Consider the following 25,846-nt stretch of genomic DNA (forward strand, 5'->3'; position numbering starts at 1 on the left):
TCCTGCGCTTGTCTGGAATGCCGGACACCACCCCCAGAAAAGCCATTCCGCGGCCGTCGCGGACAGGCTCTACTGGATACAGAAGATCTTTCCCCCACCACCCCTCCAGAGACGAAGGAGCCAACATGGCACCCGCCGATTTCACCACCGGGACGCGCCCGGTCAAGGCGCCCCGCGGTACTGAGCTGTCCGCGAAGAGCTGGCAGACCGAAGCGCCGTTGCGCATGCTGATGAACAACCTGGACCCGGAGGTTGCCGAGCACCCCGAGGATCTCGTGGTTTACGGTGGCACGGGCCGTGCCGCCCGGTCCTGGAAGGCGTTCGATGCGATCTCGGAGACCTTGAAGGACATGGAAGAGGACGAGACCTTGCTGGTCCAGTCGGGCAAGCCGGTGGGTGTGTTCCGTACCAACAAGTGGGCTCCGCGGGTGCTGATCGCTAACTCCAACCTGGTGGGCGATTGGGCGACGTGGCCGGAGTTCCGGCGCCTGGAGGCCGAGGGCCTGATGATGTACGGGCAGATGACGGCCGGTTCCTGGATCTATATCGGCACCCAGGGCATCCTGCAGGGCACTTACGAAACCTTCGCCGCGGTCGGGAACAAGCTCGCCGCCGAAGGCCGCCACCCGGCACCGGCCGCGGAAGGCTCCACCGAAGGACCGCTGGCCGGGACCCTGACCCTGACCGGCGGGTGCGGGGGCATGGGCGGGGCCCAGCCGCTGGCCGTGACCCTGAACGACGGGGCCTGCCTGATCGTGGACGTGGATGAGTCCCGGCTGCGCCGCCGTGTCGGCAAGCGTTACCTGGACGAGGTCGAGACCGACCTGGATGCCGCGATCGCCAAGGTGAGCAAGGCCAAGGCTGAGCGGCGCGGCTGGTCCGTGGGCTACGTCGGCAACGCTGCGGAGGTCTTCCCCGAGCTGCTGCGCCGCCACCAGGCAGGGGAGCTGACCATTGACGTCGTGACCGACCAGACCAGTGCGCATGATCCGCTGTCGTACCTGCCCGAGGGCATCACCGTGGAGGAATGGCACACCGAGGCCGGGGCCGATCCGGAAGGGTTCACGAAGAAGGCCCAGGCGTCCATGGCCCGGCACGTGCAGGCCATGGTGGAGTTCCAGGACGCCGGGGCCGAGGTGTTCGATTACGGCAACTCCATCCGGGATGAGGCGCGCAAGGGCGGTTACGGGCGTGCGTTCGAGTTCCCCGGCTTCGTTCCGGCCTACATCCGGCCGCTGTTCTGCGAGGGCCTGGGCCCGTTCCGCTGGGTGGCCCTGTCCGGGGACCCGGAAGACATCCGCGTCACCGACGAAGCGATCAAGGAGCTGTTCCCGGAGAACAAGCACCTGCACAAGTGGATCGACGCCGCCCAGGAACGGGTCGAGTTCGAGGGCCTGCCGGCACGTATCTGCTGGCTGGGCTACGGCGAACGCCACAAGGCCGGGCTGCTGTTCAACAAGCTCGTCGCCGAGGGCAAGGTCAAGGCCCCGATCGTGATCGGCCGTGACCACCTGGACTCCGGCTCCGTGGCCTCCCCGTACCGGGAGACCGAGGCCATGAAGGACGGCTCGGACGCGATCGCGGACTGGCCTTTGCTGAACGCCCTGACCGCCGCGTCCTCGGGTGCGACCTGGGTGTCCATCCACCACGGCGGCGGCGTGGGCATCGGCCGCTCGATCCATACCGGCCAGGTCTCCGTGGCCGACGGCACCGAGCTCGCGGCCGAGAAGCTCGAGCGGCTCCTGACCAATGACCCCGGCATGGGCGTCATCCGCCACGTCGACGCCGGCTACGAGCGCGCCATCGAAGTCGCCGCCGAACGCGGCGTCCGCATCCCGATGAACGAGAAGTAGGAACTACCGTGACCATCACAACCAACGAAGCGCTGACCGTCACCCTCGGTTCCAGCGGCGTCACCGCCGAGGACGTCCTCAACGTCGCACGCCACGGCGCGCAGATCACCATCTCCCAGGAAGCCCTGGACAACGTCGCCAAGGTCCGCGCCCACATCGACGAGCTGGCCGTCAGCGACACCCCGGCCTACGGCATCTCCACCGGGTTCGGTGCCCTCGCCAACCGCCACATCCCCAACGCTCTGCGCACGCAGCTGCAGAAGTCGCTGATCCGCAGCCACGCCGCCGGCATGGGCCCGGCCGTGGAGCGCGAAGTGGTCCGCGGCATCATGTTCCTGCGTGCCAAGACCATGGCCTCCGGCCGCACCGGTGTCCGCCGCGAGGTCCTCGAGACCTTCGTCAAGGTGCTCAACGCCGGCATCACCCCTCTGGTCCGCGAGTTCGGCTCCCTCGGCTGCTCCGGCGACCTCGCCCCGCTCTCCCACTGCGCACTCGTGGTCATGGGTGAAGGCGAAGCCTTCGGCCCCGACGGCGAGCTGTACGGCGTCGAAGGCCGCCCCGCCGTCGCCGAGCTCCTCGCCGCACACGGCATCGAGCCGGTCACGCTGGCCGAGAAGGAAGGCCTGGCGCTGGTCAACGGCACCGAGGGCATGCTCGGCATGCTGCTGATGGCCATTGCGGACCTCCGCATGCTGATGACGACGGCGGACATCACCGCCGCGCTCAGCGTGGAGGCGCTGCTCGGCACCGACCAGGTGTTCCTGCCCGAGCTGCACGCCGCCCTGCGTCCGCACCCGGGCCAGGCCGCCAGCGCCGACAACATGCTGAAGGTGCTGTCTAACTCGCCGATCGTGGCCTCGCACCGTGAAGGCGACACCCGCGTCCAGGACGCCTACTCGCTGCGTTGCGCCCCGCAGGTTGCCGGTGCCGTCCGCGACACCGTGACCCACGCCGAGCTCGTGGCCACCCGCGAACTGGCCGCCGCGATCGACAACCCCGTGGTCCTCCCGGACGGCCGCGTGTCCTCCAACGGCAACTTCCACGGCGCCCCCGTGGCCTACGTGCTGGACTTCCTGGCCATCGCCGTGGCGGACCTGTCCTCCATCGCCGAGCGCCGCACGGACCGCATGCTGGACCCGGCCCGCTCGCACGGACTGCCGGCCTTCCTGGCCGACGATCCCGGCGTGGACTCGGGCCTGATGATCGCCCAGTACACCCAGGCCGGGCTGGTCTCGGACAACAAGCGGCTGGCCGTTCCGGCGTCGGTCGACTCCATCCCGAGCTCCGCCATGCAGGAAGACCACGTCTCCATGGGCTGGCACGCCGCCCGCAAGCTGCGCAAGGCCGTGGAGAACCTCCGCCGGGTCCTGGCAGTGGAACTGGTCACCAGCGCCCGCGCCATCGACATCCGCACCAAACTGTCCGGCGGCGAACTGACCCCCGGCCCCGCCGGTGCGGCCGTGCTCGAGGTGCTGCGCGCCGTCGTCGCCGGTCCCGGAACCGACCGTTTCCTCTCGCCTGAGCTGGAAGCGGCCGACCGTCTGGTGGGCTCCGGCGCGGTGCGCGAAGCCGCCGAATCCGCCGTCGGAATCCTCGCCTGATCCCGAAGGAAATGCGGTCTAAGTAAACATTGGATGGCGCCCCGGAAATGTTAGGCAACAGCCGCGTCCGGGGCGCCTTCGGTGTAGTAGAACTTATTGGGTACGGCATGTCCGCGCCGATGATGTCGCGGACCTGTCGGATGACATACACAACCGAAGATACGAACATCCACAAAGGGGTAGAAGTTCAATGAAGTCACGCGGATCCGTCCTGTCCAGGCGAATCTCACATGCCGCCACCGTTGCCGACTGGGCAAGCCTGGCCGCAGGGGAGCGGATCGAGGTCGTCAAGCACGCGCATGTGATTGCGGCGGGGGAAGTCCAGGAGGTTTCCGCTAGCGGAAACGTGGTCTGGCTTGAGCCTGCCGGTCCGGGCGCCGATGCGGCCGCCAAGCAGCTTTTCATGAAGTCCGACGGCGTGGAGCTGCGCCGGGCATAGTGCGTTTCCGGCGCGTAAGCTGGATTTGAAAGACTGAGGCTCCATGAAACCGGGGCTTGTTCGCAGCGGAAACCGCGAACAAGCCCCGGTTTTTTGCTGCCTACCGCCGGGTGCCCGCGTCGGCCTTCGCCGGCACAACCAGCACCAGGCAGGCCAGCAGGCATAGGCACAGCATGACGCTGCCTGCCGTGAGGGCGGCGCCGACCCGCTCGGCCAGGGCCTCCGCCGCGGTTGCTGCACCTCGGCCCGCGGCGGCCGACGCCGTCACCAGGATTCCGATTCCGAGGCTGCTGCCCAGCTGATGGAAGGTGTTGAGCAGCCCGGAGGCGGCCCCGGCGACGTCCACTTCGACGTCATCGCCAAGGGCGAATGGCCTTCGCGGTTGCGGGTGAACCTCGTCCGCTTCGCACCGGGCGCCCGAACTGCCTGGCACCGGCACGCCAACGGCCAGACCCTCCACGTGACGGACGGCGTCGGCTTCGTGCAGTCCCGCGGCGGCGAGCTCATCGTGATGAAACCAGGGGACACCGTCTACACGCCGCCGGGGGAGTGGCACTGGCACGGCGCCGCGCCGGAGCACTTCATGTCCCACCTGGCCATGTGGGAAGCCCTCGCCGAAGGGCAGGAAGGCCCGGAGACAGAATGGGCCGAGCACGTCGGCGATGAGGACAGGAGATCAGGCGGTGTCGGCGCCCCGGACCAGGGACAGGCCGTGCCCGTTGACGAAGAGCGGTGACCGAGTGTCGGACGCTACATCGGGCCGCGAGGCGCGCACCTCGTCCATGGAGGAAGGCAACTCGAAGGGCAGACGCCCGCACGGGAGGATTCGCCCCGTGATGGCGTCCAAAAGTGCAGCGTCGGAAACGCCGAAAGTGCCTACCAGCGCGCTGGCGAATTGGGTCAGCGGCGTGAGGATCGCCGGGCGGTCCAAACGGACGTCAACGATCAACGGAACCTTCCTGGAGAGGGCCGCCAGCCGCGAAATGAGCCCGGGCGGGAAGTCCAGGGAGCCGGCATGGAAGCCCTCCTCAAGGAACAGATCCTGTCGGTGCTCCCACGGTGCGTGGAGGCGGATGATGGCGACGTCGGCGTCCTCGGGCGCATCAACAGGAAGTCCAGTGCCCGACAAGGCTGCCGGGTCCAGGCCTTCGACGTAGATACGCGGCTTGTCGGAGAGCGGCAGCAGGCGGCTTCCGTCCGTCTTGCTGTCAGTCAGCACGGTCACCGAACGTGCCTGGGCGCGGTGTCCTTCAGCCCGGAAGTTATCGTTGCCAACGAGGACGGCTGCTGCGTCCTCCGACACGTAAGGGTTGTCGAAGAGGCCAAGCTGGAACTTCACCAGCAGCAGCCGGCGGGCGGATTCGTCGATCCGTTCTTCGCTGACGAGGCCGTCACGGACGAGGCCGATGAGCAGATCGGTGCACTCCTCGCCGCCGAACTGGTCCACACCGGCGTTGAGAATTTTCTCCATGCGTTCGGCGGCGGTCAGGTGCTCTGCGCCCCAGGCACGGGCCGGCAGTACCTTGTCTCCCACGACATTGTCATTGACGAGCTCCCAGTCGCTGAGGACGACCCCGTCGTAGCCGAGCTTTTCGCGCAGGAGCCCGGTGATGATCTGCCGGTTGTAGCCGAAGCCGACCTCTTCGATCGGTTCACCATCGAGCTCGAGGCCGACGGGCATTCCGTAGTAGGGCATGATGGCGCTGGTGTGGTTGGCGATGGCGGTCCGGAAGGGTTCAAGGTGCTCCTCGAAGCGCCCACCGGGGTAGACCTGCTCACGGCCGTAGGGGAAGTGCGGGTCTTCGCCGTCGCGTTGCGGGCCGCCGCCGGGAAAGTGCTTGGTGGTGCAGGCAACCGAGCCTGGGCCGAGGGACTCGCCCTGGAGTCCCCTGAGGTATTCGACGGCGAACCGCGAGGTCTGTTCTTTGTCCTGGCCGAAGGTCCCGGCCTGTCGGCCCCAGCGCGGTTCGGTGGCAAGGTCCACCGTTGGGTGCAGCGCGGCACGGATCCCGACGGCGGTGTATTCCTGGCGTACGACGTCGGCGAATCGCCGGATCAGCTCTGTACTGCCGGTGGCGGCGAGGCCGATGGGTTCGGGCCACTGGGAGAAATGGCCCGCATTGAACGAGACGCCGGTGTTTTCAATGAAGGCGTGCCTCGGGTCCGTGGAGATCGTGACCGGTATGCCGTGCGGGGTCGATTCGGCGAGTTTCTGGATTGCGTTGTTCCAGCGGGCCGCCTGCCGTGGTGTCCCCAGGGCGTGCACGTTGAAATGATTCATGAACCTCTGCGCGACGACGGCAGACGTTCCGGACTTGCTGATATTTCCGGGGCGCTCCAACAGGGTTCCGTCCGGTCCAGTCTCAATGACTGTGTGAAAAAGCAGACCCACCTTCTCTTCGAGGCTAAGCCGGGCCAGGAGGTCAGCCGTCCGTTCCTCCGGGCTGAGTGATTGATCCTCGAAGGGATCCATCACCCCGTTGCGGTTCAAATCCCGGTAAAGGGTGCCGTTGGGCGCGATGGAAGTCTGCAGGTGGTTCACGGTGGTACCTCTCAGCTGTTGGGGGAAAAGCGCTATTTGATGCCGGTGGCGGCGACGCTTTGGATGAAGAAGCGCTGCAGCGCCACAAAAAGGGCAACGATTGGGGTAATGACCAAAACCGATCCGGCCAGCAGCAGGCCGTAATTGGTGGCATTCTGCCCGGTCGAGAAAAGGGACAACGCCACAGGCAGGGTGTACATGTCCTCGCTCTGGGCCGCGACCAGCGGCCAGAGGAAGTTGTTCCACGAGCCAAGGAAAGTCAGGATCCCCAGCGTGGCCAAAGGCGGTCCGCAAAGGGGCATCACTACGCGGGTGAAGGTCCGGAACTCGCTGGCTCCGTCGATCCGTGCCGCCTCAATGATTGAATCCGGGATGCCCAGCATGAACTGGCGCATCAGGAAGACGCCCACGGGCGAGGCCAGGAACGGAAGGAACAGCGCCGGGTAGGTGCTAACCAGCCCCAGTTTGCTGACCATGACAAAGAGGGGAACGAACGTGACCACCCCGGGCACCATCAGGGTCACCATCACCAGCAAGAAGAGGAACCGCTTCCCCGGGAAGTCCATCTTCGCCAGCGCATAGCCGATCATCGAGCAGAAAAGCAGGTTGCCCAAGACCGTGACGACGGCCACGATCAGGCTGTTGGCGAAGAACTTCTCGATGTGCAGCTCAGTGAACCAGGAGGTGTAGTTGGCAAGAGTGCCCTCCTGTGGCCACCAAGTGGCAGGCCTGCGAAGGAGTTCACCTTGGGTCTTGAAGGATCCCAGCAGCATCCATGCGAACGGCAGGATGGTGGCAGCCACGGCAAGCAGCAGCAGGATATATGTGAGGGGCCGGCCGCGCTGACCGCGTCGGCGGGGACGGCGTGCAGGTCCACCGGATTCGGTCCGCAAGGGGCCGGGCGTGAGGGTTTGTGTGGGAAGCGTCATGGCAGTGCTTAGTCCTTCGACCGGAGGGCACGGAACTGGACGAGGCTCAGCAGCGCTATGGCGACGAAGAGCACATAGCTGGCGGCAGATGCCAGCCCGTATTTGCCGAACCCGAACTGGTTGTATGTGAAGTAGCTGATGGACAGGGTCGAATCGAGCGGGCCGCCCTTGGTCATCACGAACGGCTCTTCGAAGAACTGCAGGTAGCCGACGGAGAGCAGCACCGCGCCCAGCAGCAGAGTCGGCCGCAGGGTGGGCAGCGTGATCCTGGTGAACCGCTGCCAGGCATTGGCACCGTCCACTTCGGCGGCTTCGAGCATTTCCGCCGATACGTTCTGCAGCCCCGCCAGGAAAATGATCATCAGCGTGCCCATGTTCCGCCACACGGCCATCAGGATCATGGCGGGCATGGCCCACGTCGTGCTGTTGAGCCAGTCAGGGCCGTGGATTCCCACAGCGCCCAGGATGGTGTTCAGCAGGCCGTCCGGCTGCAGGATGAACCGCCACACGACAGCCACGGCAACAATGCTGGTGACCACGGGGGTGTAGAACCCGACGCGGAACGCCGTCCGGAAGCGTTTGATCCCGCTGTTCAATGCCACAGCGAGGGCCAGCGACACGGCCATGGTCAGGGGTATGCCGACGAGGACGAAATAGGCCGTGTTGAGCATCGAATGGACGAACTGCGCGTTGGCGAACAACGTGGCGTACTGCTTGATGCCGACGAAGCCGACCGCGGCCGGGTTCTGGACGTCACGGCTGGTGAAGTCAGTGAAGGACATCGCGAAGGAGGAAACCAGCGGGACCAGCATGAACACGGCGAAGATCGCCACGAACGGGACCGCGAACATCCATGCGATGAGTGCCTGCCTGCGGCGGCGCGAGGAGGGTCCGGCCGCACCCCTGGGCGACCGGGATGCGGGAGGCAATGGGGTGCGGCTGGACGTCGTGCTCATGTTCAGCGGCCTGTCCCGATTGAGTCGGCCGTGGACTGCAGTTCCTTGAGGGCCGAGGCCGGGTTTTTGCCTGCCTTCACGATCTGTTCCAGCTGGGTGTCCGCGGCGGCAGACACCTGGGTCCAGGTCGTTAAGGACGGCGGGGAGTTGACGTCCTTGAGCTGGTCGCCGAAGACGGAAAGTTTGGAATCACCGGAGAGTGACGGGTCCTTCCATGCAGACTGGGATGCGGGCAGGTCCCCTGTCGCCTTGTACCACTTGACCTGGATGTCGGGCTGGGAAAGCCACTGGATGAACTTCCATGCCGCGTCCCGGTTCTGGGATTTCTTGAACACGACCAGGTTGGAGCCCCCGGCGAAGGAGGTCGCCGACTTCTGCTTCGGGACCAAGGCCACCTTGTATTTGTCGGCGAATCCCGCGCCGCCGGCCTTTTCCAGCTCGCCGATCCCGGACGGACCGCCGATCCACATGGGAACGGATCCGTCGACGAACGCGGACTCGGCCGCACCGGCACCGGTGGCAGGGTTCTTGTCGGCGATGCCTTCGGTGAAGAAGCTGTTGTAGTAGTTGAGAGCTTCGCCGAGCTCGGGAGTGTCCAGCGTCCATTTGGTGCTGTCCTGGTTCACCAACTGAGCCCCGCCCGACCAGACAAACGGGAGAATGCGCTGGAAGGAGTCCGCCCCGCCTGCGGGGAGCGCGACTCCATACTTGGCGCCGGCCTTGCTCTGGAGGTCCTTGGCCAAGGATTTGAAGCCATCCCAGTCCGTGGGGAAGGCCTCATGGCCAGCCTTTGCCGCAAGATCGCTGCGGTAAAAGACTACGTTGGCGTCCACGTACCACGGGACGCCGTACCTGGTCCCGCCCACGTCGGTCGACTTCACCGAACCGGGGAAGATGTCGCCGGTATCGACTGCGCTGGGTGTGGGCTCAAAGGCATCGCTGAAGTCACTCATCCAGGTGGTGCCCATCTGGGCGATATCAGGGGTGGTGCCCCCGGCGATGGCTGTTTGATATTTATTGTGGGCGGCATCCCAGGGGATGGCCGTGACGTTGACCTTTACGCCGGGATTGGCAGCCTCGAATTCCTTTGCCAAGGCCGGCAGTGCGGCGCCCTCGGCACCCTGCGCCCACACCGTGACTGTACCGGTCGCGGGGCCAGAGGCAATTGGGGAAGCTGATTCAATGGATCCGGAACCGGATCCATTGTCGCGTCCGCAGGCAGTCAGGAGCAGGGCTGCGGCAAGGCCGATGGCGGCTGCTTTTGTGGCTTTGGGATGGAGCATTTTTGGTGCCGGCAGGGCTGCTCGTTTCTTAAACATCATTGTTCCTCTCTCAAGGGACGGGGAGGGGAGAGCATATGGGCTCCTGTTCGGCGTCGACGACCGGCCCGTGCAATCGAGTGTACGCGCATACATTTTGCTGTGGCAAGGGTCACGTCCCCTTTTATTTCAGGGATGTATGCGCGTACGGTATGTGTTAGCCTCGGCGATTGGCCAGGCAACGTGACCTTGTGGTCGAACGCCCTCGGGGAAGGGGATTCTGTGTCTACCAGCACCACGCCAACGGTTTACGACGTCGCGGAGGCCGCGGGCGTTTCCACGGCCTCCGTCTCCAGGTTCTTCCGCACCCCAGACAAGGTCCGACCCGCCACGCAGGAGGCGATCCGCAAGGCAGTCGAGGAACTTGGCTACATCCCGAGCGGCCTCGCGCGGGGCCTGGCCGAGCGCCACAGCGGCGTCGTCGGCATGTACTCGTTCAGCGGTCACGAGCCCGACGAACTGGCCATGCCGGAACTGCTCGACGACGACGACGTCCCTCTGGTCCGCGAGTCGGCGACCAGTCCAAGGCTCTACCCGCTCTTTGCCGACGAGGTGCTCCGGGGCGTGGAACTCGAATGCACTGTGCGCGGCCTTCCGCTAGCCGTTGGCTGGCAGAAGCTGGACTCCGGCGGCGTGGCCCTGGACGAGATCGCCCGTCGGGTAGACGGCCTCGTGGTGCTCCCCCATGTGATGTCCGAGTCAACGCTCGTCCACCTGGCCCGGACCAAGCCCATCGTCCTGGTTGCCCAACTCCCTGAAGACCCCATGGCCATGTCTTCGGTGACTGTCAACAACAAGGCCGGGATGCGTCGGCTCGTCAAGCACTTGATCGAAGACCACGGGCGCAGGAGTTTCTGGTTCGCCGGGCCCATCGATGACTACGACCGCTACGCGCGGCACCAGGGGTTCCTTGACGCTCTCGAGGCAGCCGGTCTTGCCGCCCCGGACGGCACTGTCCTGGGCGGGACGACCGGCAGGTCGGACGTACGCGAAGCCGTCGCAGCGCTGCTCGCCGACAAGGCTGGCCGGCCGCACTTGCCCGAGGCGATCGTGTGCGCGAACGATCAGACCGCCCTAGGTGTCATCGAGGGCCTCAGCGAGGCCGGGGTCAAGGTTCCGGAAGAAGTTGCAGTCACCGGGTTCGACGGGATCGATGCAGGCCGGTTCATGCAGCCGGCGCTCACCACGGTCCGCCAACCCATGGACCTGATGGGCCGCGTCGCCGTCGAACTCCTGAGTAAACGGATGGCCGAGGTCCCATCGGCGTGCGAGCACAGGGTCCTTCCTGTCCAAGTCCTGCTTCGCGAAAGCTGCGGCTGCACGCTGTAGATGGCGAATCCCGTTAAAGAGGAGCTGCCCCCTGAGCTTGAACGGTAGCTCAGGGGGCCGTTCCCTGTGATTTTTGCTGTGCCCGGCGCCGGGCTCAGGCTGCGATTGCTTCGCGGGTCTGGCCGAACGGCACGGACTCGTCGAAGGCAACCGTGTAGCTTCCCGGCTCGTGGCGGGTTACCAGGATGCCGCAGTCAGCATGTTCCGCCGCATCCTCGATCAGGGTGTTGACTGCCTGGTCCAGGCCGTCGTGGATTTCCTGGCCATTGGAAAAGGTCAGGTGGATTTCGCGTTCTTCAGTCATTACAACAGTCACTGGGGGCCTCCTATTACTTGCCGCATGCGAAGGCGACCCATCAATCATAGAGGGTGGCGGCGAATATTCGTAAGATGACTGTCAGCCTGTGGCGACGGTCTCAGCGGCGAACCATTGCACGGAGCAGTTTCACGGCTACCGAAAGCGCGGCGATGTCCACAGGGCCCGGCTTGATGGCCTCTTGAATGGTCTCCTGGATCCGGGAAAGTTGCTCGATGTTTCCGCGTTCCCAGTCGGTGATCCGTTCCACCGGATCCGCGGCCGCGGCCGAGGAACGGGCGGTATGCCGGACCACCGCCTTGGTCATGTCGGCCAGCACCAGATACATGTCGTCCCGCAGCGCGGCCCGGGCCAAGGATTCCCAATGGGTGGCCCGCGGAAGCATCGTGATGTGCTCCAGCAGCGGTATGGCCGAGATGCGTTCGAACACTGCGAAGTAGACCTCGGCCACTGCCTGCGGCGGTTCCTGCAGTTCCTCGGCGATCGCGGAGATGTCCAGCAAGCCGTAGCTGACCAGGATTTCCGAGGCCCTGACGCCCAACTCGTGCGGCAGCCCAACGGAGTCCGTGTGCGCCATGCGTTTCAGCGAATGGGCCAGGTTGATGCCGTGCAGGAAGCTCGTGAAGTTGGCCCGCATCGCGGACATCGGCCCCTCCAAACGGGCCAGTGCGTCGGCAACGGGCTTGTCACGGAAGTCGTGGGTCACGTACCAGCGGACGGAGCGGTCCAGCAGGCGCCGCATGTCGAGGGCGACGGCGGCGCCGTGCTCGCTCGCCAACCTGGCCGGCAGTTGGGCAATGGCCCCTGTGATTGCGTCGAAGTCCCAGATTTGCCGCATGACCACGAAGCCGCGGGCCACCGCCGTCGCCGACACCGTGGTCTCCTCCATGGCCCGGAAAGCGAAGGCGATGCCGCCCATGTTGATCATGTCGTTCGCCACAACGGTGGCAACGATCTGGCGGCTCAACGGGTGCGTCGAAAGGTGCTCGCCGAACCGTTCGGTGACCTGCCGCGGGAAGTAGACCTGGAGGGTATGCGAGAACCACGGATCGTCGGAGAGACCACCCTCGGTGAGTTCTCGGGCGAGTTCGATCTTGGCGTACGCCGCGAGCACGGCGAGTTCCGGCGTGGTCAGTCCCTTGCCCGTCTGGACGCGTGCCCTGAGTTCCTCGTTGCCGGGGAGGCATTCGAGTTCCCTGTCCAGGTCCGTGACTGCCTCCAACCAGTCCATGGTCCGCTCGAAGCTGGGGCTCCATTCAAGGGCCAGCTGCTTGTCATTAAGGAGAAGCGTGTTCTGGTCCTTGTTGGTCTTCAGCACGAGGCGTCCCACCTCGTCCTGCAGCGAATGAAGGAAGCCAGTCCTTTCCGCTGCGGACATCCTGCCCGCGGCGATCATCCGGTCCAGGAAGACCTTGATGTTCACCTCATGGTCCGAGCAGTCGACGCCGGCCGAATTGTCGATCGCATCGGAGTTCACGAGGATGCCGGCCAGTGCGGCCTCCACCCGGCCCCGCTGCGTGATTCCGAGGTTGCCGCCTTCGGCGATGATGTGGCAGCGCAGTTGGGCGGCGTCGATCCGGATGGGGTCGTTGGACTTATCCCCGACCTCGGTGTGGGACTCTGTGGACGCCTTGATGTAGGTGCCGATCCCGCCGTTGTACAGGAGGTCAACCGGGGCCATGAGGACAGCCCGCAAAAGATCAGGCGGAGTCATCGCCGTCGTGCCTTCTTCCAGTCCCAAGGCGAGCCGGACCTCCTCGCTGATGGGGATCGACTTCTCGGCGCGTGAGAAGACGCCTCCGCCGGGGCTGAGCTTTCGGGGCCTGTAGTCGGCCCAGGACGAGCGGGGGAGTTTGAAGAGCCGCTTGCGTTCGGTGTAGGAAACCGCCGGGTCGGGCGCAGGGTCCAGGAAGATGTGCCGGTGGTCGAAGGCCGCCACAAGCTTGATGTGCTCGGAGAGGAGCATGCCGTTGCCGAAGACATCGCCGCTCATGTCACCGATACCCACCACCGTGAAGTCCTCGGCCCCGGAATCGATCATCAGTTCCTTGAAATGGTGCCGCACCGACTCCCACGCGCCGCGGGCGGTGATGCCCATCTGCTTGTGGTCGTAGCCCACCGAACCGCCCGATGCGAAGGCGTCGCCGAGCCAGAATCCGTACTCCGCGGCCAGGGCGTTGGCGAGGTCCGAGAACGAGGCCGTCCCCTTGTCCGCGGCCACCACGAGGTAGTAATCGTCGCCGTCGTGCCGCACCACGCGGGGCGGCGGCACCACGCGGCCCTCACCGCCGCCGTCGGGATCCGGCACCAGGTTGTCCGTGAGGTCCAGCAGGCCGCGGACAAACGTCCTGTAGCTTTCCTGGCCTTCCGCCAGCCATGCCGCCCGGTCCTCCGCCGGATCCGGCAGGACCTTGGGGAAGAAGCCGCCCTTGGCCCCGGTGGGAACGATCACCGCGTTCTTCACGGTCTGCGCCTTCACAAGGCCCAGGACCTCGGTGCGGAAGTCTTCGCGCCGGTCTGACCAGCGCAGTCCGCCGCGGGCGATCGGGCCGAACCTCAGGTGGACGCCTTCAACCCGTGGCGAGTAGACCCAGATTTCGAACTTCGGCCGGGGCGCCGGTGCAGCGGGGATGCCCGAGGGGTTGAGCTTGAAGCTCATGTACGGCTTGCCCAGGTAGAAGTTGGTGCGCAGGGTGGCTTCCACCAGGCTCGCCAGGGAGCGCAGCAGGCGGTCCGCGTCCAGGCCCGGGACGGCGTCGATGGCTTTGTTCAGCTTCGTGCGGGCAGCGTGGACGGCCTGGGTCCGGTGGCTGTATTCACTGCGGACCCCTTCGAACACATCCCCGTCCAGCCCCTCCCCGTCGGCCGGGCCGGGGTCGAGGACCTCTGGCTCGAAGAGGTCCGGAGTGAAGCGGTCCGGATCGAATTTCGCCTCGAACAGGTCAAGCAGCGCATGGGTTGCCTTGGAGTTTTCGCGGAGCGTGTCCGCGATGAAGCCGTAGGAGTTGGTGCTGCCGAGCTGCCGGAGGTACTTGGCGTAGGCGCGCAGGATGGCGGTCCGCCGCCAGCCGAGGCCCTCCCGGAGGACCAGTTGGTCGAAGGCGTCCGATTCCGAGTCACCGCGCATCGCGGCGCAGAACGACCCCGCCAGCAGTTCGCCGGTGGCCAGCGGGTCCACCCCGCGGGGGTACTTGAGCCCGAGGTCGTACAGGAAGAACTGCCGGCCGTCGGCGCGCAGCACGGTGAACGGCCGCTGGTCCAGCACTTTCAGGCCGAGGTTGTGGAAGAACGGCAGGATCTGGGTGAGGCTCTGCGGACGGGTCATGTAGAGCCGGATCCGGGCATCCTCGGACAGGACCGCCGTCCCCGGGCGCCGGTAAACGGTCAGCAGGGGGTCCGTCGTGTCGTCGTTTCCGGGGGTGAAGCTCTCGAACTTCGCGATGTCCTCCACCGCGTCCTCGACCTCGTAATCGGCCTTGTAGCTCGCAGGGAACGCTGCGGCCCAGAGGCGTGAGAGCCGTGCGGCTTCGTCTGCGGGGAAACGCACCTGCAATGCCTCGTCCAGGCCTTGCGCCCAGGAGCGCGTGGCGGCGATGACGCGCTGCTCAAGCGCCGCGGAATCGATCACCGCAGGCGCACCCCCGGGCCGGTCGGCGGCGTGCGGCAGCAGGATCCGGAAGAAGACCCGCGCCATGGCGGATTCGCCCAGCCGGAGTTCGAATTCGATGGCGTCGGACCCCAAAGCCTCACGCAGTTCGCGTTCGATGTTCAGCCGCACGGCGGTGCTATAGCGGCGACGGGGCAGGAAGACAAGGGCCGTCATGAAGCGGCCATGCGAATCCGGGCGCAGGAACAGCCGGGTGCTGTGGCGTTCCTGGAGGCGCAGGATGTCCCGCGCGTGCGCCGCCAGCTGCTCGGCATCGATATGGAAGAGCTCGTCGCGTGGATAGGCCTCGATGACGGACAGCAGTTCCTTGCCCGAATGCGAGGCAGGCGGGAAGCCGAAGCCCTGCAGCACCTTCTCTACCTTGTCCTTGATGACGGGGATCTCGAGGGCGGAACGCGCCGTCGAACTCGGTGAGAAGAGCCCGACGAAGGTGCGTCCGCCGACGCGCTCGCCGCCCAGGCTGATTTCGTCGAGGTAGGCGCGGCGGAGGACCGTGGAGCGCAGCGTGGACTTCGTGAGGGTGAGGACGGGGGCTTTGCCTCCGGAATCGGGGCCTCCGGAATCGGGGCCTCCGGAATCGGGGCCTCCGGAACCGGGCGCCGCGGAATCGGCCGGCGCGGAATCGGCGGGCGCGGCCTTCCGGAGCAGTCCCAGCCCGCGCCGCCCGCGGTAGCCCAGGAAGATGAAGTTCCCGTCGTTCAGCCAGAGCAGCAGCTTCCGGGCCTCCTGGCTATCTGGCACGCCTTCCAGCCGCCGGATTTCGTCTGCCAGCTCCTTGCGGATGGCCGCGGTGTCTTCCGCGGCGGCGCGGACGTCGTTGATGACGGTCTGCAGCCTCTCCGTGAGGCGGTCGGCGCTCACTTCGTCCGCGAGCCGGGGGATTTCGATGGCCAGCCATGCCTCGGTGAGGGCGCCGCCGGCGTCTGTGTCGCCGTCGTCCGTATCCGGTCCGGCGTCCGGCGCGGCCGGTGCACCGGCAGCCGAAGGTTCGACGCCGGCCGGCAGCCCCAGGCGGTGCGGTCCCCGGTGGATCCTGATCAGGCGGTGGGTGGCCGGATCGCGGACCACGGTGAAAGTGGGATGGACGAGCAGCCGGATGACGGCGGTGTCGCGCGCGATCTCGGCAGTGGCGGAGGGGAGCAGGTAGGGCAAGTCGTCGGTGACGATGGCCACCAGGCTGGCGTCGGTCTCGTTCAGGACACCGATGAGGGTCTGTCCGGGCTCCCGCCGTTCGGCCAGGGAACGGTGGTAGCGGGCGCGTTCCAGCAGGGTCTCGGGGGTGTAGTTGCGGACATCGTCGTCGGCCACGTGCTCGTAGTAGTCGGTCAGGAATCCGTCCGCTGGCTCGATCCTGGGTGACATGTCGCTGCGCCTCCGCTGCACCAGGCTGATCAGGGAGCGGCCGTGCTGGGGCGGTCGGCGAAGTCCCTGCGCCTCATCTCATGATGGCTGGCGCGGGGCCGGTGGTAAAGGCTTCCGAATGTAAGACGTGGTGGCGGGATTCGAACCCGCGTGCGCTGCTTTGCAGGCAGCTCCCTGGCCTCTTGGGTACACCACGTGCATCGAGACTAGGCAGGCTGGCGGCACTGCTCCAACATTGTTTGCGCCGCCTTTCCCCGCACGACGCGGGGTTACCCGAGGTGTCCCGATGTTGCCTTCGCTTGCGCCGTGAGATGTCAGTCGAGCAGCGTGTTCACCAGCCGCGCGGCCACCTTTGCAGTGCGGGAGTCGACGTCGAACTCCGGGTTCAGCTCCGCGACGTCCAGGTGGAGGAGCTTGCCGCTGGCCGCCACCTGGCGGCACACTGCGCTGATCACCGGCAGCGGCACGCCGTAGGCGGCGGGCGCGCTGACGCCGGGCGCGGTGGCGGCGGGCAGCACGTCCAGGTCGATCGTCAGGTACAGCACGTCGATGCCCGCCAGGAAGGACGCCACGAACTCCTCTGCGGCACCCGCCGAGCAGTCCTCGTCCAGCAGGTATTTCACGCCTAGCCGGTCCGCCGTGTCGAACAGGGTGCGGGTGTTGTTCGCCTCCGAGATTCCGACGACGGCGTACTGCAGTTCGCGGCCCGCGGCCGCTTCCGCGCGCGCCATCTGCAGGAACGGCGTGCCCGAGCTCGGCACGGCTTCGTCGCGGAGGTCGAAATGCGCGTCCAGGTTCAGCACGCCCAGGCGCTTGCCCGAGTCTGTTTCTGTTCCGCTTACCGCGGAGGAGCCGGCCACGCCCAGGTAGCTGGCGAATGCGGTCTCGTGCCCGCCACCAAGCAGCACGGTGAGGTTGCCGGCGTCGAGAAGTGCGGACACAACGGTCCCTGCGCGCTGCTGGCCGTCCTCCAGGGCCTCGTCTTCCACCACAACGTCACCGGCGTCGAAGACGCTGCGGTCGAGGTGGTAGGCGAGCGGCCCGAGTGCGGCGCGGATCGCGGCCGGAGCGGCCGCGGCACCCACTCGCCCCTGGTTGCGGCGCACGCCTTCGTCGCTGCAGAAGCCCACGACGACGGCGGGCCGGGTGCGGGCGGCTGCGTCGCCGCCGGAGTAGGGCGAGATGGCCTGCCACCAGCGGCGGTGCTCCGCACCGTCGCCATCGAAACGTCCAGTCCAGGGGGCGGGGCGGACGTCGACGGGGAGAGTGCTCGTTTCCATGGTTAAAGCACACCGCAGGCCGCGCCCGAAAAACAGCGCCGCCTGCGGTGCGGTGTCCGGAATCCCGGAAGAGGCCTACTTGATGCCCAGGATTTCCTCCACTTGGCCGATGCCGAAGAACAGCAGGAACGCCGCGGCGACTGCCCACATCAGCGGGTGCACCTCGCGGGCGCGGCCCTGGAAGCTGCGGATCAGCACATAGGAGATGAATCCGGCGCCCAGGCCGTTGGCGATCGAGTAGGTGAAGGGCATCAGGGCGATGGTGAGGAAGGCGGGGATGCCCACGCCCCAGTCCTGCCAGTCGATCTTGCCCACCTGGGACACCATCATGAAGCCCACCACCACGAGGGCCGGGGCCACGGCCTCGAACGGCACCAGGTTGATGAGCGGGGTGAAGAACATGGCCACCAGGAACAGCAGGCCGGTGACGATCGAGGCCAGGCCGGTGCGGGCGCCTTCGCCGATGCCGGCGCCGGATTCCACGAAGATCTGGTTGGAGGACACGGAGGAGCCGCCGCCCACGATCGCGCCGAGCGCGTCGACCTGGAGCACGCGGTCCACGTTGGGGATGTCGCCGTTCTTGTCCACGGTGCCGGCCTCGTTGGCCAGGCCCACCATGGTGCCCATGGCGTCGAAGAAGATGCTCAGCAGGATCACGAATGCCAGCAGCGCCGCGGCGATGACGCCCAGGTGCTCAAAGGCGCCGAAGGGGTTCGCCTTGCCGATCAGGGACAGGTCCGGGGCGCCCCACTCCGTGAACTTCGGCGCCACGAGGGACCAGCCGCGCGGGTTGACGTTCTTGCCGTCGAAGCTGGGGCCAATGTGCAGGGTGAATTCGAGGATGGCGGCCAGCGCGGTGGAGGCCACGATGCCGATCAGGATGGCGCCGCGGACCTTCCGGACCACCAGGGCGATCGTCAGGATGAGGCCGACGGCGAACACCAGCGTGGGCCAGCCCAGCAGCTTGCCGTCCACGCCCAGGCCCAGCGGCACAGTGGTGCCGGCGGCGTCCGGAATGCGGCGCACGAAGCCGGCGTTCACCAGCCCGATCAGGGCGATGAAGAGGCCGATGCCCACCACGATCGCCGTCTTCAGCGCGGCCGGGACGGCCTTGAACACGGCGGTGCGGAAGCCGGTGAGGACCAGGATCAACATGGTCAGGCCGGAGAGCACCACCAGACCCATCATGTCCGGCCATGTCAGCCGCGGGTGCGAGGCCACGGTCACGGCCACGAAGGCGTTAACGCCCAGGCCGGTCGCGATGGCGAAGGGGTGCTTCGCCCAGGCGCCCATGAGGATGGTCAGAATGCCGGCCACGAATGCGGTGGTGGCAGCCACGGCGGTGAAGCCCAGGCTGTTGCCATTGGAGTCGGCCCCGGAGAGGATCAGGGGGTTCAGGACCACGATGTAGCTCATGGCAAAGAACGTGGCGAAGCCGCCGCGGATTTCCCGCGAATAGTTGGAACCGCGCTCCGAAATCTTGAAATAGCGGTCGATGGCTGAACCCTGTTTGAGCATGGATATCTCCGGGACGTGTTGGGGGTGTGCTCTCAAATCCTAAGCCCGGCCAGCAGAGAGCCCCGGGAAATTCGCCTAGGGTGTAAGGAAGCCAACACCGCAAGGAAGCCAATACAAGGGAGTTATCTGACCATGCGTCCCGCCCGCCAGCTCGTGGCCACTGCCGTTGCTGCCCTTCTGTTCACGGCCACGGTGATTTTCGGGGCTGCCCCGGCTTCCGCCCACGACGTCGCGGAGTCCACCTCGCCGACCGGCGGTTCCACCGTTGCGGCCGTCCCGGACACGGTCTCGGTCACCTTCAACAACCGGCCCTTGGCGCTTGGCGCGTCCATCGCCGTCAACGATGCTTCCGGACAGAACTGGGCCGACGGGCCCGTCGAGATCGTGGACGCGGTGGTCTCACAGAAGCTAAGCCCCGGCGCACCGGCGGGCAAGTACACGGTGGTGTGGCGGGTGGTCAGTTCGGATTCGCACCCCATCGAAGGAAACTTCACCTTCACCGCCCAGGCAGGAAGCACGACGCCGGGCGGCGGCACTGCGTCCGCGTCGCCGTCGCCGGCTGCTTCGGCAGGGACGGTTCCTTCCGCGGGGACGGCCGCACCCGGCGCTTCCGCGACGCCCGAAAAGGCGCCGGACGCTTCCCAGCCGTTCCCGTGGAGCATCGTCGGGTTCGCCGTTGTCGCCCTCGCCCTGCTTGTGTTCCTGGGCGTAACTGCCCGCCGCAAGCTGGCCGCCGGCAACGATGAGGAGCCCGGCGGAGAGTAGGCCATCGCTGGCCAAACGCGGCGTTAGGCCAGCGCGGAAACCACGGGGAAGCTGCCGGTCAGCGCGGCGTGGACGTTGTCCGGGTGTACCTTCGCCGAAATTGCCTGCCCCACCACCTTGGCTTGGCGCAGCACTTCCTTCGGGGTCGGGCTGACGAGCTCGCCGACTCCCACCAAGTACATGCCCATGGCACGCAGCGCAGCCGTGAAGTTCTGGCCGATCGCGATGCCCAGTTCCGCGAGCATGCGGCGCAACTGGCTTTGCCCGCAGCGCGTCAGCACGATGTTGTCCGCAAGCAGGACGCCCTGTTCGGTATGGATCGCCCACACCTTCTCTTCGACGGGGCGCTGGTGCGCCAGCCGGTCGAGGCGGACGGCAGGGGTCGTGGTCCGGACGTCCAGGTGGTGGCTGGCTGCATAATTGCGCAGGTGGCGCAGGATCTCGTTGCGTTCCTGTAAGGACGCCGCATCCGGCCTTTCGCAGCGGCTCGGCTTGCCCGTATAAGTGGAAGCTCCGGTGGTCGAAGTCCCGGCGAAGCGGAAGGCCTGGCCGTTGAGGCCGCTGACCACAATGGCATTCACGCCGCGGCGACTGAGCTCGCTCGCGACGGCAAGGCCCGGCATCCCGGCGCCGATCACCACGGTGGTGGTGCGCTCCGCATTCGGGGCAAGCATGAACTGCACGCTTGGTTCCTCCTTGAATAGTGCCCGCCCGTAGGCAGTCAGGGGGGTGGCGTCCGGTTTCCCCAAGCGGCCGCGCACAACATCACGGAGTGTGCCGTAGGACACATTTCCGCTTGTCGTGCATCGAACACTACAGAATTTTCCGGCCCGGGGGTAGCCGGTTCGGGGGCGCTGGGAGGCTGCTTGATTCGTTCCCGGGAACCGAGAATAGTGAGCATTGGAGGCCCCGACCCGCGGCCTGCCAGGGAAGGCAAGCCAGGGCAGCGGCCTCTGGCAGAATTACGGCAACAATGAAGCCAGTTGTGCGAGGAGGCGGGCCCCATGGACCAGCACGAGAGCGAGCAGGAACCCACCATTGCCCCGGGCGGCATTGTGGTGGGTGTGGACGGTAGCGAGCACGGCCAGTGCGCCCTGGTGTGGGCGGCGCGGGAGGCCGAACGCAGGAACCTTCCGCTGCACGTTGTGACCGCCTACTCGGTGCCGATCTTCGCCGCGTCCGGCCTGGACGGTGGCTACGCCACCGTGGATGACTCCGTGATCCGGGAAGGCGCCGAGGAAATCGTGCGCCAGGCCCTTTCGAAGGTCTCCGTCTATCCGATCGACGTGGACGGCTCGGTGGAAAACGGCGATGCCTCCGGCGTGCTGCTTGAGCTCTCCGCGTCCGCCGAGCTCTTGGTCTTCGGCACCCGCGGCCGCGGCGGTTTCGTGGGCCGTCTCCTGGGTTCCGTGAGCAGCGCCCTGCCGGCCCACTCCAAGTGCCCCACGGTTACCGTGCCGCTCTACTGCGGGGACCGGCTCGGCGAGCCCACTGAGGACAAACACGTCAAGGCCGAGAGGGCCAAGTCGGGGCCGCGTGCCATCGAAAACGTCGTGGCAGTGGGCGTCGATGGGTCCGAGCAGGCCCGCGTGGCAGTGCTCGACGCCGCAGAGGCCGCCGAACGGATGGGCGCCAAACTCCGCGTGATCTGCGCCGTTCCCGAATACAGCGGATCCCTCGCCTGGGTCCCGGCCCCCTTGGACCGGGAGGCCCTGTTCAAGGACATCCGCGTCCAGCTGGACGCCGGGCTGGCCTGGATCCGGAGCCATTTCCCGCGTTTGACCATTGAAACGCAGTTGCTGGACGGTTCCCCTGTGGACGTCATGGTGGAGGCAAGCCGCAACGTGGAACTGGTGGTGCTGGGCACCCGCGGCCGCGGCGGCTTCACCGGAATGCTCCTGGGCTCCACCTCGGACGGCGTCCTGCATCACGCCAAGGGCCCCGTCATGGTGGTTCCGGACCGCGAGGATCCGCGCCTGGCCGATCGTGCGGACTTCGGACCGATGCTCGGGGCCGCGTAGGCCTTCCGGTTCACGGACCTTCCCACACAGTCCCTAGGCGGGCATCATGGCTGAAGCGAAAACGTCTTCCGGGTTCATCATCGGCCTGGACGGAATCCGGGCTGGCATGCTCGCCGAAGTGGGCGGCAAGGCGGCCAATCTCGGCGAAATGACCGGAGCGGGCCTGCCTGTTCCGCCCGGCTTCTGCCTGACAACCGAGGCGTACCGCGAGGCCCTGCGGGCCGAGGCGCCGGACAGCGCGATCGGCCCCGTTCTGTCCGAGCTGGCAGCAGCGCCGGCGGATGATCTCGAAAGACTGGCGGACCTGGCCGCCCGCGCCCGTACCGCAGTGCTCGACGCCGGAATGCCGGCCGCCGTCGAGACCGCCGTACGGGAGGCGTACCTGAGCCTGGGGCCCGACGCCGCGGTGGCGGTCCGCTCTTCCGCCACGGCCGAGGACTTGCCGTTCGCCAGCTTTGCCGGCCAGCAGGACACCTACCTCAACGTCGTCGGCACGGATGCCGTGCTGGAAGCGGTCCGGAAATGCTGGGCTTCGCTCTGGACCGACCGCGCCGTCAGCTACCGCGCCAGCAACGGGATCGACCACGCCGCGGTGAGCCTCGCCGTCGTCGTCCAGGTTATGGTGGACGCCGCCACGGCCGGCGTGCTGTTCACCGCCAACCCGGTGACCGGGCGCCGGCACGAAGCCGTCATCGACGCCAGCCCGGGGCTGGGCGATGCCGTTGTTTCCGGTGCTGTGAACCCGGACCACTTCGTGGTGGACTCGGTGACCGGAAGCATCACCGAACGGCGGCCGGGGGACCGGACGCTGGTGATCCGCCCGCTCCCCGGTGGCGGGACGGAACGAGTGGAGAACCCCGGTGGAGCGGTTGGCGCAGACGGCCAAGGCGAAGCCTGCCTTGACGACGCCCGGATCCGCGCGCTCGCGGCCCTCGGCCGCCGGGTGGAGGATCATTACGGCGCCCCGCAGGATACCGAGTGGGCCATCGACGGCGACGGCAAGCTGTGGCTGACCCAGGCCCGACCCATCACCACGCTTTACCCGCAGGTCACCAGGCCGCCGTCGTCGCCGCGGGCGCATGCCTACCTGTGTTTCAGCCTCGCCCAGGGACTCACCCGGCCGCTCACCCCGATGGGGCTGGCCGCAATCCGGCTCATCGGCGCATCGGTCGCGAAAGCCGCACACTTCGACGTGCCGGATCCGAGGAAGGGTCCTTCGCCGTTCTACGAAGCCGGGCAGCGAATCTATTTCGACCTCAGCGCCGTGCTCCGCAGCAGCACCGGCCGGAAAATCGTGCCCCGGGTCTTCGATGTCATGGAGGCGCGGTCGGCGGCGGTGATGCGTGGACTGTTCGAGGATCCGCGCTTCGCGGTCACCAGCAGGACCCCGTTCCGGCTGATCCGCCATGTGGCCCCGGTGCTTGCCAAATACCGGGTCCCGGAGACGCTGTTGCGCGCGCTGTTCCGCCCGGACGCCGCGCTGGAGCGGGCCCGGCGCTTTGGTGACACACTTCAGGCCCGCATTGACGTCCCGGCGGATGCAAGCCCCCGGGAACGGCTGGAGCACGCTGAGCGCATCCTGGGCCGTGAACTCTTCGCCATCCTGCCCAACACCCTGCCGCCCGCGATCGCCGGTTTCGCGATGTTGGGACTGGTCCGCCGGATCCTGGGCAAGGAGGCGCCCTGGGACGAACTGCAGCTGGTCATCCGGGGCCTGCCGAACAACGTGACCACCGAGATGGACCTCGCCCTTTGGCACCTGGCGGAGGCCGTCAAGGCAGACCCCGCATCCGCGGAGGCGTTCGGGTCCTTGGCGGCGCGGGACCTCGCGGAACGGTACAACGACGGCGGACTGCCCGCCGTCGCGCAGTCGGGCCTGGCCTCGTTCCTGGCAGAGTACGGGCACCGGGCCGTCGCCGAAATCGACCTCGGGATGCCCCGCTGGGCCGACGACCCCACCCACATCATCGGCGTCCTGGCCAACTATCTCCGGCTTGAAGACCCGGAACTCGCGCCGGACAGGCAATTCGCGAAAGCCTCCCGGGAAGCCGAGGCGGAAGCTGCCGCCCTTGTTGCCCGCGCCCGAGCAAAGAGCCCGCTCCACGCCAGGATCGTGAAGGGGGCGCTGGCCCGCACCAGGACGTTCGCCGGCATGCGGGAACTCCCTAAATACCGGCTCGTGGAGGGCCTAGCCGCGGCCCGGGCGCAGCTGGCGCTGGTGGGCGGGGAACTCGCGGCGCAGGGCAGGATCGCTGCGGCCGAGGACGTGTTCTTCCTGGATTTCACGGAGGCGCACAGTGCCCTTGACGGCGCCGATCTGCGCGGGCTTGTCGCGGAGCGGCGCGAGGCCTACGAGCTCGAACTCCGTCGCCGCCACGTACCCCGGGTCCTGTTGTCCGACGGCACCGAACCGGAAGCCGTGGCAGCCCGCGGTGGTGTCGGCGCGTCAGCTGACGGGGCCTTGGCCGGGAGCCCGGCCTCGGCCGGGACGGTGACCGCCGTGGCCCGGGTGATCCTGGACCCGGTGGGCGCCCGGCTGGAGCCCGGGGAAATCCTCGTCGCGCCGTCCACGGACCCCGGCTGGACACCGCTCTTCTTGACCGCCGGAGGCCTGGTCATGGAAATGGGCGGAGCCAATTCGCACGGGGCGGTCGTGGCGCGCGAGTACGGGATTCCCGCCGTCGTCGGGGTTCCGGACGCGACGAACCGGATCCGCAGCGGTCAGACGATCACCGTGGACGGCGCAGCAGGAACGGTGACCCCCGAAGGCTGAGGGCCCGGTGACCCCCGAAGGCTGAGGGCCCGGTGACCCCCGAAGGCTGAGGGCCCGGTGACCCCCGAAGGCTGAGGGCCCGGTGACCCCCGAAGGCTGAGGGCCCGGTGACCCCCGAAGGCTGAGGGCCCGATCATTGCCGTTGATTCAGGGGTCACAAGTGGCCAGGAAGGTTAGCTCTAGCCTCCAGTGGCCTCATCGCAGGCCTCGTGCGATCCCGCGTGTATCCTCGCTACCTGGCTGGCGACCGGACCGAGCTTACCCGCCTGATCCTTCACAAAGCGCACCAGTTCGGGCATGCCGCCCGGAAACTCCTCGGTCGAGCCCGGTGGCGACACCGCCGAAGCCTCGATGCCCAGGCAACTCGCATTCCCCGACGGCTCTGCGGCCGCCGTAGGTCCGCTCAGCCCGAGCGTGCAGACCGCAACAGCGGCCATCGCCGCCGCAGAGCGGACATACCATCTCCGGTTCATTGTTCTCCTCCTCCGTTCCTGGAACGTCTGGGAGACCGAACGGGAGTTCCTGCCAGAGTCCTGGTAAGTCAAAGTATCCGCTTGGCCATACCGGGGTTCAAGGTCGAAACAGGCACCATCGGCCCGGCCGGCGGGGCACGTCTGGACGGCCTGTTTTCCGGCTTCCGGAGGGTGGATACTCGGTGTTGTATCCAAGGTGTTGTGCAGCCTGACGGCTGTTCCTCGCGGACGTATTCGGGTTCAGGTTGGTGGCGATGTGGCGCGGATCGAGCTGATCTTGCTGGCCGCGGGGGCCCTGTTGCTGGGCGGGTGCACCAGCGACTCCGGGCAGCCGGCCGGCCACTCCGGCCTGGTTACCGGCTACGTCCTGACGGCCCCGGTTTGTCCCGTGGAACGTCCAGGCATGGAGTGTGCGCCGCGCCCGGTATCAGGAGCCTCCGTGGTCGCCCTGGATGGAGACACCGTCCGTCGCTCAACGGTCACTGACACCGTGGGCGCCTTCAGCTTCACGCTGCCTGACGGCAGTTACGTCATCAGGGCAACAAACGTCGGCGGCTACGCCTCCACTGCCTCCGAGCAGGTGGTCATCTCGGAGCAGCCTGTTCACATCACCCTCGTTGTTGACAGCGGAATCCGCTGAGCCCTTCGCCGCGGGGGTGAATGTCTGGACCCCGCCGGGCGGTTGCCCTATCGTGATGGAACC

20 protein-coding genes and 1 tRNA gene are annotated in these 25,846 nt (G+C 67.0%); 10 read left to right on the plus strand and 11 right to left on the minus strand.

What is annotated here, in order from left to right; genetic code table 11:
• The first annotated feature begins 125 nt into the window (after window positions 1-125).
• From ACN9M4_RS01805 to ACN9M4_RS01815, 3 genes are all read left to right on the plus strand, one after another.
• Window positions 126-1,853 carry a urocanate hydratase gene (locus tag ACN9M4_RS01805; RefSeq protein ID WP_426301808.1) on the plus strand — a complete coding sequence of 576 codons (1,728 nt, stop codon included), beginning with the start codon at window positions 126-128 and terminating at the stop codon, window positions 1,851-1,853.
• A gap of 8 nt (window positions 1,854-1,861) precedes the next feature.
• The gene (gene hutH / locus ACN9M4_RS01810) at window positions 1,862-3,454 is read left to right on the plus strand and encodes a histidine ammonia-lyase (RefSeq protein ID WP_426301810.1); all 1,593 of its coding nucleotides are present in this window, start codon (window positions 1,862-1,864) and stop codon (window positions 3,452-3,454) included.
• 190 nt (window positions 3,455-3,644) lie between these two features.
• On the plus strand, window positions 3,645-3,893 hold the full coding sequence (locus ACN9M4_RS01815) for a hypothetical protein (protein ID WP_426301812.1): 249 nt from the start codon (window positions 3,645-3,647) through the stop codon (window positions 3,891-3,893).
• A gap of 100 nt (window positions 3,894-3,993) precedes the next feature.
• Here the strand turns inward: ACN9M4_RS01815 and ACN9M4_RS01820 are convergent, their stop codons facing one another.
• Window positions 3,994-4,239, minus strand: a complete 246-nt coding sequence (locus tag ACN9M4_RS01820; RefSeq protein ID WP_426301814.1) for a hypothetical protein — start codon at window positions 4,237-4,239, stop codon at window positions 3,994-3,996.
• Here ACN9M4_RS01820 and ACN9M4_RS01825 point away from each other — a divergent pair.
• Window positions 4,195-4,629, plus strand: coding sequence for a cupin domain-containing protein (locus ACN9M4_RS01825; RefSeq protein ID WP_426301816.1), 435 nt, complete (start codon window positions 4,195-4,197; stop codon window positions 4,627-4,629). The two genes, ACN9M4_RS01820 and ACN9M4_RS01825, sit on opposite strands and share 45 nt — an antisense overlap.
• Here the strand turns inward: ACN9M4_RS01825 and ACN9M4_RS01830 are convergent.
• Genes ACN9M4_RS01830 through ACN9M4_RS01845 form a run of 4 tightly spaced genes read right to left on the minus strand, consistent with a single transcriptional unit; the run spans window position 4,570 to window position 9,639 of the window.
• The gene (locus ACN9M4_RS01830) at window positions 4,570-6,435 is read right to left on the minus strand and encodes a glycoside hydrolase family 3 protein (protein ID WP_426301818.1); all 1,866 of its coding nucleotides are present in this window, start codon (window positions 6,433-6,435) and stop codon (window positions 4,570-4,572) included. The two genes, ACN9M4_RS01825 and ACN9M4_RS01830, sit on opposite strands and share 60 nt — an antisense overlap.
• Window positions 6,436-6,467: 32 nt before the next feature.
• On the minus strand, window positions 6,468-7,364 hold the full coding sequence (locus ACN9M4_RS01835; RefSeq protein WP_426301820.1) for a carbohydrate ABC transporter permease: 897 nt from the start codon (window positions 7,362-7,364) through the stop codon (window positions 6,468-6,470).
• A gap of 8 nt (window positions 7,365-7,372) precedes the next feature.
• Window positions 7,373-8,320: a carbohydrate ABC transporter permease gene (locus ACN9M4_RS01840; protein WP_426301822.1), complete on the minus strand. Its 948-nt coding sequence runs from the start codon at window positions 8,318-8,320 to the stop codon at window positions 7,373-7,375.
• Window positions 8,321-8,322: 2 nt separating this feature from the next.
• On the minus strand, window positions 8,323-9,639 hold the full coding sequence (locus tag ACN9M4_RS01845) for a sugar ABC transporter substrate-binding protein (protein WP_426301824.1): 1,317 nt from the start codon (window positions 9,637-9,639) through the stop codon (window positions 8,323-8,325).
• Between the two features lie 222 nt (window positions 9,640-9,861).
• Here ACN9M4_RS01845 and ACN9M4_RS01850 point away from each other — a divergent pair, with 222 nt between their 5' ends.
• Complete coding sequence (locus ACN9M4_RS01850) at window positions 9,862-10,968, plus strand: LacI family DNA-binding transcriptional regulator (protein WP_426301826.1); 1,107 nt, start codon at window positions 9,862-9,864, stop codon at window positions 10,966-10,968.
• A gap of 94 nt (window positions 10,969-11,062) precedes the next feature.
• Here ACN9M4_RS01850 and ACN9M4_RS01855 read toward each other — a convergent pair whose 3' ends face one another.
• The 5 genes from ACN9M4_RS01855 to ACN9M4_RS01875 form a co-directional block, all read right to left on the minus strand.
• Window positions 11,063-11,272, minus strand: coding sequence for a hypothetical protein (locus tag ACN9M4_RS01855; RefSeq protein ID WP_426301828.1), 210 nt, complete (start codon window positions 11,270-11,272; stop codon window positions 11,063-11,065).
• 112 nt (window positions 11,273-11,384) lie between these two features.
• The gene (locus tag ACN9M4_RS01860; RefSeq protein ID WP_426301830.1) at window positions 11,385-16,313 is read right to left on the minus strand and encodes an NAD-glutamate dehydrogenase; all 4,929 of its coding nucleotides are present in this window, start codon (window positions 16,311-16,313) and stop codon (window positions 11,385-11,387) included.
• A 125-nt stretch (window positions 16,314-16,438) separates the two neighbouring features.
• A tRNA-Cys gene (locus ACN9M4_RS01865) sits at window positions 16,439-16,509 on the minus strand.
• Between the two features lie 118 nt (window positions 16,510-16,627).
• Entirely contained in the window at window positions 16,628-17,593 is a 966-nt protein-coding gene (gene hutG, locus ACN9M4_RS01870) for a formimidoylglutamase (protein WP_426301832.1), read from the minus strand.
• Window positions 17,594-17,668: 75 nt separating this feature from the next.
• Window positions 17,669-19,111: an NCS2 family permease gene (locus ACN9M4_RS01875; RefSeq protein WP_426301834.1), complete on the minus strand. Its 1,443-nt coding sequence runs from the start codon at window positions 19,109-19,111 to the stop codon at window positions 17,669-17,671.
• Between the two features lie 132 nt (window positions 19,112-19,243).
• On the opposite strand from ACN9M4_RS01875, the gene ACN9M4_RS01880 reads away from it, so the two are divergent.
• Window positions 19,244-19,876 carry a copper resistance CopC family protein gene (locus ACN9M4_RS01880; protein ID WP_426301836.1) on the plus strand — a complete coding sequence of 211 codons (633 nt, stop codon included), beginning with the start codon at window positions 19,244-19,246 and terminating at the stop codon, window positions 19,874-19,876.
• Window positions 19,877-19,899: 23 nt separating this feature from the next.
• Here ACN9M4_RS01880 and ACN9M4_RS01885 read toward each other — a convergent pair whose 3' ends face one another.
• Complete coding sequence (locus ACN9M4_RS01885; RefSeq protein WP_426303362.1) at window positions 19,900-20,550, minus strand: FAD-binding protein; 651 nt, start codon at window positions 20,548-20,550, stop codon at window positions 19,900-19,902.
• A 330-nt stretch (window positions 20,551-20,880) separates the two neighbouring features.
• Here ACN9M4_RS01885 and ACN9M4_RS01890 point away from each other — a divergent pair, with 330 nt between their 5' ends.
• From ACN9M4_RS01890 to ACN9M4_RS01905, 4 genes are all read left to right on the plus strand, one after another.
• Complete coding sequence (locus ACN9M4_RS01890) at window positions 20,881-21,897, plus strand: universal stress protein (protein ID WP_426301838.1); 1,017 nt, start codon at window positions 20,881-20,883, stop codon at window positions 21,895-21,897.
• Between the two features lie 46 nt (window positions 21,898-21,943).
• On the plus strand, window positions 21,944-24,670 hold the full coding sequence (locus tag ACN9M4_RS01895) for a PEP/pyruvate-binding domain-containing protein (protein ID WP_426301840.1): 2,727 nt from the start codon (window positions 21,944-21,946) through the stop codon (window positions 24,668-24,670).
• A 297-nt stretch (window positions 24,671-24,967) separates the two neighbouring features.
• Window positions 24,968-25,210: a hypothetical protein gene (locus ACN9M4_RS01900; RefSeq protein ID WP_426301842.1), complete on the plus strand. Its 243-nt coding sequence runs from the start codon at window positions 24,968-24,970 to the stop codon at window positions 25,208-25,210.
• A gap of 189 nt (window positions 25,211-25,399) precedes the next feature.
• The gene (locus tag ACN9M4_RS01905) at window positions 25,400-25,783 is read left to right on the plus strand and encodes a carboxypeptidase-like regulatory domain-containing protein (RefSeq protein WP_426301844.1); all 384 of its coding nucleotides are present in this window, start codon (window positions 25,400-25,402) and stop codon (window positions 25,781-25,783) included.
• Window positions 25,784-25,846: the final 63 nt, after the last annotated feature.

It is taken from the genome of Arthrobacter sp. R-11 (assembly GCF_049913155.1).
In the GTDB taxonomy this organism is placed as follows: Bacteria; Actinomycetota; Actinomycetes; order Actinomycetales; family Micrococcaceae; genus Arthrobacter.

What these genes read in the sequence shown, in the direction of transcription:
- ACN9M4_RS01805 (WP_426301808.1), top strand. Translation starts at nt 126, where the DNA reads ATGGCACCCGCCGATTTCACCACCGGGACGCGCCCGGTCAAGGCGCCC.
- ACN9M4_RS01815 (WP_426301812.1), top strand. Translation starts at nt 3,645, where the DNA reads ATGAAGTCACGCGGATCCGTCCTGTCCAGGCGAATCTCACATGCCGCC.
- ACN9M4_RS01825 (WP_426301816.1), top strand. Translation starts at nt 4,195, where the DNA reads ATGGAAGGTGTTGAGCAGCCCGGAGGCGGCCCCGGCGACGTCCACTTC.
- ACN9M4_RS01835 (WP_426301820.1), bottom strand. Translation starts at nt 7,364, where the DNA reads ATGACGCTTCCCACACAAACCCTCACGCCCGGCCCCTTGCGGACCGAA.
- ACN9M4_RS01840 (WP_426301822.1), bottom strand. Translation starts at nt 8,320, where the DNA reads ATGAGCACGACGTCCAGCCGCACCCCATTGCCTCCCGCATCCCGGTCG.
- ACN9M4_RS01845 (WP_426301824.1), bottom strand. Translation starts at nt 9,639, where the DNA reads ATGTTTAAGAAACGAGCAGCCCTGCCGGCACCAAAAATGCTCCATCCC.
- ACN9M4_RS01855 (WP_426301828.1), bottom strand. Translation starts at nt 11,272, where the DNA reads ATGACTGAAGAACGCGAAATCCACCTGACCTTTTCCAATGGCCAGGAA.
- ACN9M4_RS01860 (WP_426301830.1), bottom strand. Translation starts at nt 16,313, where the DNA reads ATGTCACCCAGGATCGAGCCAGCGGACGGATTCCTGACCGACTACTAC.
- hutG (WP_426301832.1), bottom strand. Translation starts at nt 17,593, where the DNA reads ATGGAAACGAGCACTCTCCCCGTCGACGTCCGCCCCGCCCCCTGGACT.
- ACN9M4_RS01875 (WP_426301834.1), bottom strand. Translation starts at nt 19,111, where the DNA reads ATGCTCAAACAGGGTTCAGCCATCGACCGCTATTTCAAGATTTCGGAG.
- ACN9M4_RS01880 (WP_426301836.1), top strand. Translation starts at nt 19,244, where the DNA reads ATGCGTCCCGCCCGCCAGCTCGTGGCCACTGCCGTTGCTGCCCTTCTG.
- ACN9M4_RS01885 (WP_426303362.1), bottom strand. Translation starts at nt 20,550, where the DNA reads ATGCTTGCCCCGAATGCGGAGCGCACCACCACCGTGGTGATCGGCGCC.
- ACN9M4_RS01890 (WP_426301838.1), top strand. Translation starts at nt 20,881, where the DNA reads ATGGACCAGCACGAGAGCGAGCAGGAACCCACCATTGCCCCGGGCGGC.
- ACN9M4_RS01895 (WP_426301840.1), top strand. Translation starts at nt 21,944, where the DNA reads ATGGCTGAAGCGAAAACGTCTTCCGGGTTCATCATCGGCCTGGACGGA.
- ACN9M4_RS01900 (WP_426301842.1), top strand. Translation starts at nt 24,968, where the DNA reads ATGCCGCCCGGAAACTCCTCGGTCGAGCCCGGTGGCGACACCGCCGAA.